Consider the following 12,496-nt stretch of genomic DNA (forward strand, 5'->3'; position numbering starts at 1 on the left):
CATGAAATTAAAATTTATTTCAGACGAGACGCTACTGGACTTAAGAGGAAATTACGAAGCGTATAAAGAACATTACTATAATGAAAACCACCAATGGTTCAATGATTATCTTAAAGAAGAGGGAAAGGTGCTAGAGTCTAGCATTCCATTTGAAGTTCCAACATTTAACTTGAATGAGGACTATGCAATTAGTGATCGGGAAAATGTTAAGCTAATCTATGACTCTTTAAAACATTTAACCGTTGCCCAAGCTACTCAAGAACGTCTTTGGTCAGGGTTAGCTCATTTACAATTAAGAGACTTTGCTTTCTATCGATTGAAAAAAGATATAGAAGGTAAAAACGATAAACGTATCAACACGTCTCTATTTTTTAAAAACGGAAATAAACGATCCCTATTCGTACACATTTTAGCTCGCCTTTGGTGGGTAGGTTATATGACATACGATGAAACAAACGAAAGTAACCCATACTGGCTAACCGACTTCTTTTGCAGTAAAGATTATTCTGCAAGAAGCGTTGTATTCTTCTCCAGTAACTTTACTTCAAATCGAAATATTACAAAGGGCATATTAAAAACGTTAGTAAAACTAGAAGAAAGTGGAGTTGCTATTAAGCGTGACCATTTTGTCCAGGCAAACAAATATTTAAATGTTGTTGGTGGGGCGATGATTTTGGATATGCTAAGTACTGAGGAAGTTGAGGACATGGTCGGGAAACATCTGAAGAAACACTTAGATATAGAGATGGAAACAGCTGTATAACAAATCCAATAGAAAACCTATGTCTGTCCCTCAGGTGAATCGAAATTCACGGAGTCTTTTATAGGTGGTAAGGGAAAGGGACAAGGAAAAATTCAACGGGATTAAAAATGGAATTAAATTACAGTTCAAATTTAAAAATAAATAGTTAAGGCTGAATAATCGGAGGAGCAAATGGCTGGATATATTATGACATTTGATAGTCTAGATTCATTGTATGAATCTGCAAGAAAAGGAATTTACTCTACCAAAATAACTATCCCCTCAAATCAACTTTGGCATCCTACAACAGAATCGACTGTAGCTGATTATGCGACGATGAAGGAAGGGGATAATATTTTCTTCTTTAAAAATAGGAAAATATATGGCGTAGGAGAAATGAAGAATATTGTAGGTGATTGTAAGTTCTTAAATTTTCCTGAAGCAAATACCCCAGAAGCAACAATATTTACATCTGTAAAAAATGAGGTGCTTAATTCGAAAGGGAAATGGAAAAATGGAGAACGAGAGTTAAGATGGATTTGTACATTTAAACCATCTCCATATTTCTTTAAAAATGCTGTAGATATGGATGCTGTTCTTATGTCTAATCCTACTGCATTTAAAATGCTTAGAGCATTCCAACAGTTGTCATTCATAAAAATTGACGATATTGAAAATCAAGCGTTGAAGGATATTATTTTCAAAGTAAATGAGGAAAATATAATAAGAAAAAACAAAGCTGAAGTATTCGAGAATCTGTCGCAAAAGACACATGCTGAAATTAGAAATAAAGCAGAAACTGGCAGATATACTTTTGGAATTAAGGAATTTCTAGACAACTCTGCACTTCCAGATAAAACATTTAGACGAGAAACTACTTTAGAACTGGCATTATTACATCAACTTTCTTCAAAAGATAAAGGAACAATCAACATTTTTGGTGATTGGGATTATATTTCACATCAAGTGGTAGCTTCACCTTTTAAACCAATAATATGGATGGATAAAATGGATATATTCGGTTATCGATATATTGATGGATATAAACCTACAATATCAAAGTTTATGGCAATGGAGTTGAAGAAAAAAGATGCAGAAATAGAAGATGTAAATCAAGTGCTAAAATATGTTGATTGGATTAAAAATGAATATTCATATGGAGATTATTCAATGGTTAGTGCGTTCTTAGTTGCGTCTAACTTTCCGAATGAGGTAATAATGTATATTAAAGAAAATGGAAGTAGGAGATACACTACTAATTTACGAGATGATAGAGTTTCTGAAGAGTGGAGGGATATAAAGCTTGTAAAATACTCATACAATTCTACTTTGAAAAAGGTTGAATTTGAGATTATTCCATACTAAATTAAGAAGCCCTCCTTATCTGTTATAGGAGGGCACTAAATTAGAACCAAGACATCTGCACTTCTCTATTAATAGCAGGAATTTCCTCTGCTTTTTCTATTTCGAGTATTCGATTTCCCATTCTCTCAATCAATCCAACAACTAATGCATTTCCCATACAAAAGTACCTCATTCGCTCCGACATTCCGTCCGTCCAATTATCAGGGAAGCCATTAAGCCGTTCGCATTCTACTGGAGTTAGTATTCTAATACGTCCAGTTTCTGAATCTTCTATGACATGACTACTTCTATTAACTGTTGCTTCACTAGTTAACATTGTTCTACCAGGTTTATCTAGAGGTTCAGGGAATGCCATTCCACCTTCAGAGAAAGTGTATTTATGTCCAGTCGCAGAAGTTCTTTCAATTTTTTTAGGTCCTTTTAAGTACTGAAACTTCTCAATTGCATTTTCAAGGAGATAATATTTTTCATCTACACCTGATTGTAATATCTGTGACAATGTAATGGGTTCTTCCGTGACAGGAATAACTTCTTCGGTGTATACTTCGCCGTTTCTCATAATTCCGGAGTTTAAATATTTCATTGAAAACTCGTCTGATACCTCTAATAAATCTTCAGGTAATGTAAAGGAGTGTGGCTTATGTCTCTCGTTAAATTCATCTTTAACAGGGAAAGGTTTTGCGAAAAAACCTTTCTCATGTATTAATGTAAGATCATCTACATTACTTAAGTTTGAAACATACGAAGTATCATTTTGAACAGCAAAAATAAAAATTCGACGTCTTCTTTGTGCTTGTCCATATTCAGCTGCATTTATAACTCGCCATTCAACGGTGTAATTAAGGTCTCTTAAACTCGCTAACATGACGGAAAAATCACGTCCGCGTTGTTTAGAAGGAGACTTTAATAAACGATCTACATTTTCTAACAAAACATATCTTGGTCGAATAGTCCGTAATAGACGTACGATTTCCCAGAATAGGACACCTTTTTTACCTTGAATACCTTTTTCGCCTGATAAGCTACGTGCTACTGAGTAGTCTTGACATGGAAAACCGCCTACGAGCAGGTTTGCATTATATTTTAATAGATTTGTTTCATCTACAGTTGCTATATCTTCATTAGAGTGTATTCCTCTATCTTTAAAGTTTCTAGCGTAACAATCAAAAGCATCTTGTGCTTTCTTTGAAGGCTCCCATTGGTTTCCCCAAACAACTTCAAATCCTTTAGTTGCTTCCAAACCTAATCGAAATCCACCGACTCCGGCAAATAATTCTATTACTTTTATCATTTCGAACATCCTTTCGGTATAAAAGATACCTAACAATCATTATAATAAAAAGTAACAAAAAGATCAACTAATATTATTTACCTTTTTTAATGTATGTAGGTTAATTATATCAGAGTTAGAACGAATGTTCTAATAATATTAGTGAATAAGGGGATAAAAATGATTTATCAAACAATGAATGAATTAATGGAGAAAGCTAGAGAGGCAGAGGGGAAAACATTTGGAGAAATTGATAATTTTAATAGATTAGATAATAAGAAGTCAAAAGGTGGACTTGGACAAGTTGTGGAAGAAAGCTTCTTTGAATATGCAGTGAATTCTGATGCGAGGCCAGATTTTGATAATTTAGGGGTAGAGCTAAAAGTTACTCCTTTTAGAAAGAATACAAATGGTACATTATCAGCTAAAGAAAGACTTGTACTAAACATCATTAATTATATGGAAGAAGTAAATACTGAATTTAAGACATCTAGCTTCTGGACAAAAAATCAGAAGTTACTTCTTATGTTCTATCAATGGGTTCCCGAGGTTGATAGGAAGGACTATCAAATATTTAAAAGTGTCTTATATACGTTTCCTGAAGCTGATCTTGAAATAGTAAAACAAGATTGGGATTTAATCATTAGAAAAATTAAAGAAGGAAAGGCCCATGAATTATCAGAAGGAGATACAATTTACCTAGGGGCAGCATCAAAAGGTAGTAATAAAACCTCTGTAAGAGATCAGCCATTTAGTAGAATTAAAGCAATGCAACGAGCGTTTTCTCTAAAACAATCATATATGACAGCTTTAGTCAGAAAATATATTAAAAATGAAGATTTAATACAGTTTGCTAACGCATCAGAATTAAAGCAAAAGTCTTTTAAAGAATTATTAGAATACAAATTTAAACCATTTATTGGAATGACTGATAAAAAAATTGCAGATATTCACGGAATTACTTATAACCCAAAATCTAAAAGTTTCGTAGCAATAGTAATAAGTGCACTTCTAGGTATAAAGGGCACCAAACTGGGTCAAATTGAAGAGTTTTCTAAAGCAAATATACAATTTAAAACTGTGAGACTTGAACCAAATGGCAAACCAAAGGAATCAATGTCGTTCGAGAATATAGATTTTTACCAATGGACCTCGGAAGAATGGGAAGAAAGTTATTTAAGAGAAAGGTTCTATGATACAAAGTTTCTTTTTGTTGTGTTCCAATATACCGAAACTAAGAAAGAGAACCCAAATCGAGAATTAGTTTTTAAAGGGATAAAATTTTGGAACATGCCTGAAGAAACAGTAGAAAATGAAATAAAGGAACTATGGGAAGAAGTTAATAGGTTAATTAATAAGAATGAGCTAGAGATTGAATATGTTATGCGTGGTAAAAAATTAGTAGAATCAAATAATTTTCCAAAAATCAGTTTTAATGGGGTTACTCATATTCGACCAAAGGGAGCAGATGGTCAAGATAAAGTTGCGCTACCGAATGGCAATAAAATTACTAAACAATGTTACTGGTTAAATAATACTTATGTAGCGGATATCGTTAAGGATTTAATATAAATATTTTAAGATAGTCTTCTCTTTGAAGGCTATTTTTGTTTATTTATTACTATTTTTTTCCTATAATGAAGTTGAAGAGGAGGACAAACATGCCTTTTTACAACAAACTAGTCCGTGACAAAATACCAAATATAATAGAATCTACAGGGAAAAAGTTTACAACAACCATTCTTTCTGACGATGAATACATAAAAGAATTAAAGAAAAAAAGCTACGAAGAACTAGAAGAATACATGGCTACTGAAAATAATCAAGAAGCAAAGGAAGAATTAGCTGACCTTCTAGAAATAATCCACACACTTGCTAACTACCACGGTTCATCAATAGAAGAAATAGAGCAAATCCGTAAAGAAAAAGCGCAAAAAAGTGGTAGATTCCAAGAAAAGATATTTTTAGTAGAAGTAGAGGATTAAGAATTGTGAAGTACTATTAAAACAGAGGGAAGGGGGAAGTCAGATTGAGTCATAAACTTAAAGTAGGTGAACTGCAAGAACATTATTTAACAGACGAGGAGATATGGCGGATTTTTACGATAGTTTTATCAACAAAGTCTGTTAAATCTTCTACATATAAATTCGCACTACTAAAATCACTTATCGAAAATTTGTATCAAGTAAATGATAATTTTGAATTAAGCTATGACCAACTAGCATACTCTTTTACAAAGATCTACTGGAACTTAATAGTTCACCATAATCTAGTACAGCAAAATAGTAATCCAAAGAAAAATGCTAAAGTTGTTTCACTCATTCAAGAGACTCAACAAAAGTATTCTATTCCTTCCGAATTTAATTGGGATAAAATAGATCCTAGCATTCAGATAAACCTAGTAAGTAAAGTTAAAACAACCATGAAGGCGAATGTTTTCGGAGCTCTATACGGGGATACAAGAGGAAAGTTCTATGCATTTGATCATAAAAGAGAATATTTCAAACTAAACCCTGCTGTTCACACGTTTATGTTAAATTATCAACGATTGATTGTTAATCTTACAAATTATCATATGGCTGCCATGATAGAAGAACTAAATGAAGTACCAAGTATTAATTACCTTCTTGGTAAGGTAGAAAGTATTGCAAGACGTACTTCCTTAAGACCTTTTGAGAAGCTATTAATGACCTATTTTGAAGAGAGTTGTTTTTACTGTGGAAAAGCACTAACAGGAATGAAACGAGAAACACATGTTGATCATTTTATCCCTTGGTCGTTTGTGCAATCAGACAACATTTGGAATCTCGTATTAGCATGTAACAGGTGTAACAGCTCCAAAAGCGATAAACTCCCAGAAAAGCAATATTTAGAGTTCATCATCGATAGAAACCAAACCTTAACGGAAAAGAAAGAAGATTCAACCGTTCATCAGTTAATGACAAACTATAAAGAGAAAAAGATCATTATGCTTTACGATTATTCTATCAAAAATGGGTATGATACAATCTGGTGTCCATAGAAAAACAGGAGGACAAAAAGACGTTCCTCCTGTTACTTTTTTCTCTTCTCCTCCAAAAACCCCTCCACCACAACCAAATAAAAATACCTATCAACCTTCCTACCATCTACTACACCTTTATACACACTCCTAATCAACCCCACAAGTACCATCTCCATGAATAATTCTTCTAAAGGTTTCTCTACTTCAGCATTTTCTTTCATAAGCAACTAAAACACATTGCCATAGATGTTTTACTTGTTCAGGAGGTAGGAATAGTTCACCTATTGTTCTAAATTGTATAGGCATGGAAATATCTATTGAAGATTTAGGTGCAGTGGTCATTGAGGTTTTTCTCTCTTTATGTGGAAATGGCTGTATCACTAGTATGTTGACGTCTCTAGCACCACTTTCTCTATAGGTCGGTATTCTTTTCACAATCTTCATCTCTATTAATTTGTTTAATGCTCGATTGACCTGTCTTTCGGAACTGCCGACCTCATTTGCGATTGTTTTTATGCTACAAGAGGAAGCTCCATATACTTCGACAGAATTTTTCCATATGAAGTTCAGTACTTTTTGTGTATTTAGGGACATGGAATTTTTGTAATGATAGAAGTAGCCTCTTACTGTTTGGTCTAATTCCGTGACAGAGGAGAAAGATTGAAAGCTTTTCATCGTTTCTTCATTTGTGATCAACAAGAAAAATCCCCCCAACCAAAATACCTTTCTACTAATATTGTAAATTCGTTAGACGGAAAAGTAGCATGATTAAACAAATTTTTTCCATTAAATGCTATAATGAGTCTATTAATATCTATTTTCTAGGAGGTTATTATGCAATATAACGAACTGAAGAAACAATTATTAAAAGATCATTACATAGACATTGCCTTTAAACGATACTTAGCTTTTAAAGAATCAGAGCAATATAATGAGCAATACAAATTAGATATTCTCTCAAGATTAAATCAATTTTTACGTGAAGAAGTAATTACCAAGTTCACCATTGTGGACATCGTAAAACGAATTCAAAAAGAGAATCCTCCAGCTGGTAGTTTTGTGCATTGGAGTAATATAGCTGATTTGGTACAGTATGCGGAGAGTAGTCCGGAAGAAGTGGCAGATTTATTGAAACAGCTCTATCAGTTTACTGGATCTGTTGAACAAACGATTGAAACGTTCAGGGAACATGGGAAAGCTTTTAAACACTTTTCGGTTTTGAATTTCTTCAACTATAGGATTGTAAAATTGAATCTATCAACAACAGGATAGACAAGAAACTTTACCTCTTAATTGGGTAAATGAGGAAGAAAATGATTATTTCTAAAATATAGGGTTTTTTACGAGGAGTTTTAAGATGAAATTAATTTCTATTTGCCCAAGTAATACAGAAATAGTAGCTTACTTAGGTTTAACCTCTACGTTAATAGGTGTCGATAATTACTCGGATTGGCCAGAGGATGTTCAATCATTACCTAAGCTAGGTCCTGATTTGAATATTGATATGGACAAAGTGGAAAAGCTGAAGCCTGATTTAGTGTTGGCCTCTCTAAGTGTACCTGGAATGGAACGAAATATCGAAGAATTGAAGCAGAGAAATATCCCCTATTTAATTGTACCTAATCCTAAGACATTAACAGAGGTTGGAGAATGTCTATTGTTTGTTGGAAAAGCGACGAATACGGAAGAAAAAGCTAAACGATTGCATGAGAAATACACGTTAATACTAGAAAACTATCGATTGTTAGCTAAGCAAGTACAAAAGCCGAAAACCCTTTACTGGGAATGGTGGGCTAAACCTATTTTTACACCAGGAGCAACGAATTGGTTAACGGAAATTAGTGAGCTAGCTGGTGGGGTAAATGTATTTCAGGATAAGGCACAAGCAAGTGTTCAAACAGATTGGGAGGAAGTTAATAAAAGAAATCCCGATGTGATGTGTATTGTTTGGGTTGGCGTACAGAAGGAAAAGGTTAATCCTAAAGTAATACTTAAACGAGCTGAGTCGGAACAAATGAATGCGATTAAAAACAATCATTTATACATATTAGAAGAACCATTGTTTTGTAGACCATCGCCTAGATTATTACTCGGTTTAAATAAAATAGCAAGTATCCTTCACCCTACTATATTTCCGCCATATATAGAAAATAGTGATTTATTATTGGATGAAGGCTAATGGAAGCTAGGGGAAGTGAAGGAACGGTTCTGTGGCTTCAAAAGCAAGAGTACCGTCCCTATGCATCCAAGAGCTTTCCTATTGCTTCCGGAAATTAAAGAGGGGGGTTAACTTTGGTTAAATTATATAGAGTGATTTTACCAGTTACAGATATTGAAAAAGCAACGGAGTACTACTCCTTTATTTTTAATGTTTCAGGGAAAAGGGTTTCACCAGGTAGGCATTATTTTGATTGTGAGGGGACAATTTTAGCGTGTTTTGATCCTAAAGCAGATGGAGATATTTTTTCATTGAGAAGAAACCCTGATTACATATACTTTTCAGTTTCTGAACTTGAAAAAGTGTATGAACGCGTAAAAATGACTGGTTGTCCAATTGATGAGAGGATTGAGACTCAACCTTGGGGAGAAAGATGTTTTTATGCCAAAGATCCTTTTGGCAATCGGATTTGTTTTGTAGACGACAGTACCGTGTTTTTAGGACATGAACAGGAATAGACTTATGTGTTTACTGCTTAACAGAGATCATTTAAGAATAGAACTTTAACCGTTCCTTAGTGGGTTTCTTATTGAAAACATTATAAAGTATAGTGGATTTGGAATTTTATTGGTGATAAAAAGCAAAAAGCAACTTGAGAGATGACTTTGACTAACAGATAGCTTCCTTCAAGTATGAGGAACATTTTTTTGTGGGAGTTATGGTCGTTAATATGGGGGAGTAAGTATTGTCTGAGGAGAAGAAAAAGCTTTATTTAAATTTGCTTATCGGATATTTAGGGATATTATTAATTTTCATTGCTGGAGTAAGGTATATTTTGATTACAGAAGACATTGTTGGGCGTTCGCTTATGTTACTTAGCGTTATATGTCTAGGAACTTGTTTTCGATATGTAGAATCCCAATTGCTTTCTACTAGAAAAGAAAAGTTAATAATTCAAAGTATTTATATAATCGGAATCTTAATTGTTTTTGTAATTGGTTTGTATATAATCCAGACTAGATGAAAAGTTCAAAAAATATAATACAAACCTATTCGATGGTTTCTTTACCCTCATTAAACCGGTAACTATAAAAAATATTTTTTTCAATAACAGGGACCTTCGTATTAAACGGAGGTCTTTATTAATGTTTAACTCATCCTCCTAACACGAATACAAATACTTATGCTTTAAGGAGAAATGATAATTGGAGATGATATAGATCAAAGATGAAATTGGTTGGGTGCATTGTAGAGTCCTGTCATTTTTAGATAAATTTTAATATTAAGTCTTTAAGGAATGGATAAAAGATAATAGTTCAATCAACGGATGCGTATCCTCAAGAAGGAAATCGCACCTTTCATATTGAAGTTCTCTGATAGATGAACCATATGTTTTATGTTGTTTCAACAAAGTGATTCCTTTTACGAAAACAATCGTCTAACTATTTAGAAAGGAGAGGCGGTTATGACAGATGAGAAGGAGATGGTCAACACGAGACCAATACATGGGGGATATATGAGAATATTCTATGTTTTTATATCTATATTGGTAGTTGTTTTCTTTACATCATGTTCTATAAGCAGCCCAGAAATTACTGAACTGCAGGGACAAAATGAGGATAATAACTTATCTGTTAGTGCAAACGCAAACTGGAATCCAGATAAGAAGTTGTACAAAGTAGAAGTTAAAATTCACAATAAAAGTAATAAAATGATACAGTTGTTATTTAATTGCAATGATTTAATAAGCTATCCAGGAAAATCGTATGAAAATGGTTGTGATGAAGTTTATTCAATGGTTCTTGAAGAGGAACAAACCTATTTTGATAAAACAGTAATCCCAAAAAATCTTTTTAAAATTGATAATGACATATTTAATATAACCATTCGTTATCAACTTGATATTGATAGTGAAAAAACAAATGATGTTACAGTACCGTTAAAAGCAACTAATAAATAGTGGATTTGTGAAAGTTTAGCATTTTAGTAGATGAGCTGGTGTATTGGCAGCTCCCTGTTGTTTTAGGAACATGGCCGATTAGTAGAAGAACAGATATAGTAAGGAGATGAAACAAATGAACAAAGAATTAGATAAAGCAATAGATTTACGGAAAAGGGGAAAACATAAAGAATCAAATGAATTATTAAAAAGATTAGTAGATGAGTTTCCTGATGATGCATCGATTAACTACCAATGTGCTTGGAGTTTTGACCTATTAGGAGAAGAAGCTAAAGCAGTACCTTTCTATGAAAATGCTATTAAGTTTGGGTTACATCCAGCGGATTTGGAAGGAGCCTTATTGGGATTAGGTAGTACATACAGAACATTAGGAGAATATGAAAAGTCAAAAAATACGTTTCTAAAAGGGATGGACCTATTCCCCGACAATAGAGCAATGCAAACGTTCTATTCGATGACCTTATATAATTTGAAGGAACATAAGAAAGCTATGGAGCTATTACTAAAATGCTTGATAGAGACGACAAACGACCCGGACATTTCCAGTTATAAAAAAGCAATTGAATTCTATTCGGATAAATTAGATGAAATTTGGAAGTAGTTATAAATAAATTCACTTAAATTAACGGGTAGTATTTTTATATAAGGATTATTCGTAAAGATGATTGCTTTTAAATATGGATAAATTCACCTTTTATGGCAGACTCATTACAGTAAGTTAATCAGCAAACCGACCATTTAATGGAATAAGGAAGGAAATAAAAGGGACCTTATCGAATTGTAAGTTATGCGAATAAAGGTGCGATTACTGAAAAATAAAGTATAGACTACTACTGTATAGCAATTTATATAATTTTGTTTAAATACATAAAGAGGTAGTGATTTAAAGAATGAGATATTTTTCTATATTAATAGTAAGTATTATTTTAGTTACTGCGGGGTTTGGATGCAGTAGCGATAAAGAAGGTAAAGAAGAATTTAAAAATCTTAACCAAAGGATCAATGAAGAAATTGGTAAAGAAGTTTTTTTGCCTCAATTTGATGACTTAGATTTATCATTTGCATACGTATCGTACAATAATGAGGGAAAAGCGAGAAGTGTAGACGTTCAATATAGTAAGAGTGTGTCGGAAGATATTGTAGAACATATGGAATATCCAAATACTGAAATACTCTACGGCCCTTATAATGTAGATGCTGTGATAATGTTTTCCGTTGATAAAAGTTATGGCGAAATTTCTAATTTTTCAGGAGAACGAATTCATATTAATGAAATAGAGGTAATTATTTCAGAGAATATTGAAAATGACCCTTTCCAAGTTCATATGTTTATATTCAATGAAAGTAGATTTGTAATTGGATATAAACTAGATTACTTTACTCAGGAAGAAGCATTGGAGAAAACAAAAGAAGTAGTTTACAGTATTTCTAACTAACGGTTGCGTTAGCTCAAGAAGAATTAAGTGTTTTTAGACTGTGGCCATATTTTAGTTATTCCACTAAAGGCCGCTTTTCATAAAAAAGGAAAGCGTCTAATAGCAAAAAAGATTGATTTGAAGGCCTGGGGATGAAACAATGAATCTAAAAAAATGTGTTAAAGTTGAAGTTGCAGATAGGGAAAGGGGGAAGACCGGATGAATGAAACCATCCTAACGTCCAAACGGGAAGAGACTAATATTCATGCAATTCTATCTTTGATTTTCGGGATTATGTCGCTTCTGGGAATGATGTTTACTTTGATATTTGGAATTGTTTTTGCTTTACCTGGATTTATCCTTGGAATAATAGGCATTAAAAAAACTAGTACTACCAATCAACCTGGCAGATCTCTTGCTTTAGCCGGGCTAATATGCAGTTTTTTAGGCCTAGTCTTACCATTAATTATTTTTATCATCACTATTCTTTTTTTCACACCATCCGATTTCATTATAGAGTAATACTCGTAGGTAGCTTTAAATGAATAATTAGAGCTTCAATAAACGGGAGCTTTTCTGAAA

The 12,496-nt window shown here is 33.1% G+C and carries 16 protein-coding genes; 13 read left to right on the forward strand and 3 right to left on the reverse strand.

Going from position 1 to position 12,496, the window contains the following annotated elements; translation table 11 throughout:
• The first annotated feature begins 1 nt into the window (after position 1).
• Together CDZ89_RS20150 and CDZ89_RS09190 are read left to right on the forward strand one after the other, a co-directional pair.
• Positions 2-763, forward strand: a complete 762-nt coding sequence (locus CDZ89_RS20150; RefSeq protein ID WP_227521477.1) for a DUF6339 family protein — start codon at positions 2-4, stop codon at positions 761-763.
• A gap of 171 nt (positions 764-934) precedes the next feature.
• Positions 935-2,107, forward strand: coding sequence for a PDDEXK family nuclease (locus CDZ89_RS09190; RefSeq protein WP_198508237.1), 1,173 nt, complete (start codon positions 935-937; stop codon positions 2,105-2,107).
• 40 nt (positions 2,108-2,147) lie between these two features.
• Here CDZ89_RS09190 and dcm read toward each other — a convergent pair whose 3' ends face one another.
• Entirely contained in the window at positions 2,148-3,398 is a 1,251-nt protein-coding gene (gene dcm / locus CDZ89_RS09195; RefSeq protein ID WP_100333587.1) for a DNA (cytosine-5-)-methyltransferase, read from the reverse strand.
• 159 nt (positions 3,399-3,557) lie between these two features.
• Here dcm and CDZ89_RS09200 point away from each other — a divergent pair, with 159 nt between their 5' ends.
• The 3 genes from CDZ89_RS09200 (at position 3,558) to CDZ89_RS09210 (ending at position 6,399) form a co-directional block, all read left to right on the forward strand.
• A complete protein-coding gene (locus tag CDZ89_RS09200; RefSeq protein ID WP_100333588.1) occupies positions 3,558-4,949 on the forward strand; it encodes a Sau3AI family type II restriction endonuclease in 1,392 nt (463 codons plus the stop codon).
• Positions 4,950-5,038: 89 nt separating this feature from the next.
• A complete protein-coding gene (locus tag CDZ89_RS09205; RefSeq protein WP_100333589.1) occupies positions 5,039-5,362 on the forward strand; it encodes a nucleoside triphosphate pyrophosphohydrolase in 324 nt (107 codons plus the stop codon).
• A gap of 44 nt (positions 5,363-5,406) precedes the next feature.
• The gene (locus CDZ89_RS09210) at positions 5,407-6,399 is read left to right on the forward strand and encodes an HNH endonuclease (protein ID WP_100333590.1); all 993 of its coding nucleotides are present in this window, start codon (positions 5,407-5,409) and stop codon (positions 6,397-6,399) included.
• A 32-nt stretch (positions 6,400-6,431) separates the two neighbouring features.
• On the opposite strand, the gene CDZ89_RS19640 is transcribed toward CDZ89_RS09210, so the two are convergent.
• Entirely contained in the window at positions 6,432-6,602 is a 171-nt protein-coding gene (locus tag CDZ89_RS19640; RefSeq protein ID WP_157842708.1) for a hypothetical protein, read from the reverse strand.
• On the reverse strand, positions 6,586-7,080 hold the full coding sequence (locus CDZ89_RS09215) for a helix-turn-helix domain-containing protein (RefSeq protein WP_100333591.1): 495 nt from the start codon (positions 7,078-7,080) through the stop codon (positions 6,586-6,588). The genes CDZ89_RS19640 and CDZ89_RS09215 overlap by 17 nt, the downstream gene beginning before the upstream one ends.
• Positions 7,081-7,215: 135 nt before the next feature.
• Between CDZ89_RS09215 and CDZ89_RS09220 the strand changes: the two genes are divergently transcribed.
• The 8 genes from CDZ89_RS09220 to CDZ89_RS09255 all read left to right on the forward strand — a co-directional run bounded on the left by CDZ89_RS09220 (position 7,216) and on the right by CDZ89_RS09255 (position 12,436).
• Positions 7,216-7,653, forward strand: a complete 438-nt coding sequence (locus CDZ89_RS09220) for a hypothetical protein (protein WP_100333592.1) — start codon at positions 7,216-7,218, stop codon at positions 7,651-7,653.
• 85 nt (positions 7,654-7,738) lie between these two features.
• Positions 7,739-8,560, forward strand: a complete 822-nt coding sequence (locus CDZ89_RS09225; protein ID WP_100333593.1) for a cobalamin-binding protein — start codon at positions 7,739-7,741, stop codon at positions 8,558-8,560.
• A gap of 113 nt (positions 8,561-8,673) precedes the next feature.
• A complete protein-coding gene (locus CDZ89_RS09230; RefSeq protein ID WP_100333594.1) occupies positions 8,674-9,057 on the forward strand; it encodes a VOC family protein in 384 nt (127 codons plus the stop codon).
• Between the two features lie 227 nt (positions 9,058-9,284).
• Complete coding sequence (locus CDZ89_RS09235) at positions 9,285-9,563, forward strand: hypothetical protein (protein WP_100333595.1); 279 nt, start codon at positions 9,285-9,287, stop codon at positions 9,561-9,563.
• Between the two features lie 441 nt (positions 9,564-10,004).
• Complete coding sequence (locus tag CDZ89_RS09240) at positions 10,005-10,499, forward strand: hypothetical protein (protein ID WP_100333596.1); 495 nt, start codon at positions 10,005-10,007, stop codon at positions 10,497-10,499.
• Between the two features lie 115 nt (positions 10,500-10,614).
• Positions 10,615-11,100 (forward strand): tetratricopeptide repeat protein, encoded by a 486-nt coding sequence (locus tag CDZ89_RS09245; RefSeq protein ID WP_100333597.1) that lies wholly within the window; start codon positions 10,615-10,617, stop codon positions 11,098-11,100.
• A gap of 289 nt (positions 11,101-11,389) precedes the next feature.
• On the forward strand, positions 11,390-11,935 hold the full coding sequence (locus tag CDZ89_RS09250) for a hypothetical protein (RefSeq protein WP_096154090.1): 546 nt from the start codon (positions 11,390-11,392) through the stop codon (positions 11,933-11,935).
• Between the two features lie 198 nt (positions 11,936-12,133).
• Positions 12,134-12,436, forward strand: coding sequence for a DUF4190 domain-containing protein (locus tag CDZ89_RS09255; protein ID WP_096154092.1), 303 nt, complete (start codon positions 12,134-12,136; stop codon positions 12,434-12,436).
• The last annotated feature ends 60 nt before the right edge of the window (positions 12,437-12,496 follow it).

The organism is Bacillus alkalisoli (genome assembly GCF_002797415.1).
Classification (GTDB): Bacteria; Bacillota; Bacilli; order Bacillales; family Bacillaceae_I; genus Bacillus_CD; species Bacillus_CD alkalisoli.

What these genes read in the sequence shown, in the direction of transcription:
- CDZ89_RS19640 (WP_157842708.1), bottom strand. Translation starts at nt 6,602, where the DNA reads ATGAAAGAAAATGCTGAAGTAGAGAAACCTTTAGAAGAATTATTCATG.
- CDZ89_RS09225 (WP_100333593.1), top strand. Translation starts at nt 7,739, where the DNA reads ATGAAATTAATTTCTATTTGCCCAAGTAATACAGAAATAGTAGCTTAC.
- CDZ89_RS09205 (WP_100333589.1), top strand. Translation starts at nt 5,039, where the DNA reads ATGCCTTTTTACAACAAACTAGTCCGTGACAAAATACCAAATATAATA.
- CDZ89_RS09245 (WP_100333597.1), top strand. Translation starts at nt 10,615, where the DNA reads ATGAACAAAGAATTAGATAAAGCAATAGATTTACGGAAAAGGGGAAAA.
- CDZ89_RS09220 (WP_100333592.1), top strand. Translation starts at nt 7,216, where the DNA reads ATGCAATATAACGAACTGAAGAAACAATTATTAAAAGATCATTACATA.
- CDZ89_RS20150 (WP_227521477.1), top strand. Translation starts at nt 2, where the DNA reads ATGAAATTAAAATTTATTTCAGACGAGACGCTACTGGACTTAAGAGGA.
- CDZ89_RS09255 (WP_096154092.1), top strand. Translation starts at nt 12,134, where the DNA reads ATGAATGAAACCATCCTAACGTCCAAACGGGAAGAGACTAATATTCAT.
- CDZ89_RS09190 (WP_198508237.1), top strand. Translation starts at nt 935, where the DNA reads ATGGCTGGATATATTATGACATTTGATAGTCTAGATTCATTGTATGAA.
- CDZ89_RS09240 (WP_100333596.1), top strand. Translation starts at nt 10,005, where the DNA reads ATGACAGATGAGAAGGAGATGGTCAACACGAGACCAATACATGGGGGA.
- CDZ89_RS09200 (WP_100333588.1), top strand. Translation starts at nt 3,558, where the DNA reads ATGATTTATCAAACAATGAATGAATTAATGGAGAAAGCTAGAGAGGCA.
- CDZ89_RS09250 (WP_096154090.1), top strand. Translation starts at nt 11,390, where the DNA reads ATGAGATATTTTTCTATATTAATAGTAAGTATTATTTTAGTTACTGCG.
- dcm (WP_100333587.1), bottom strand. Translation starts at nt 3,398, where the DNA reads ATGATAAAAGTAATAGAATTATTTGCCGGAGTCGGTGGATTTCGATTA.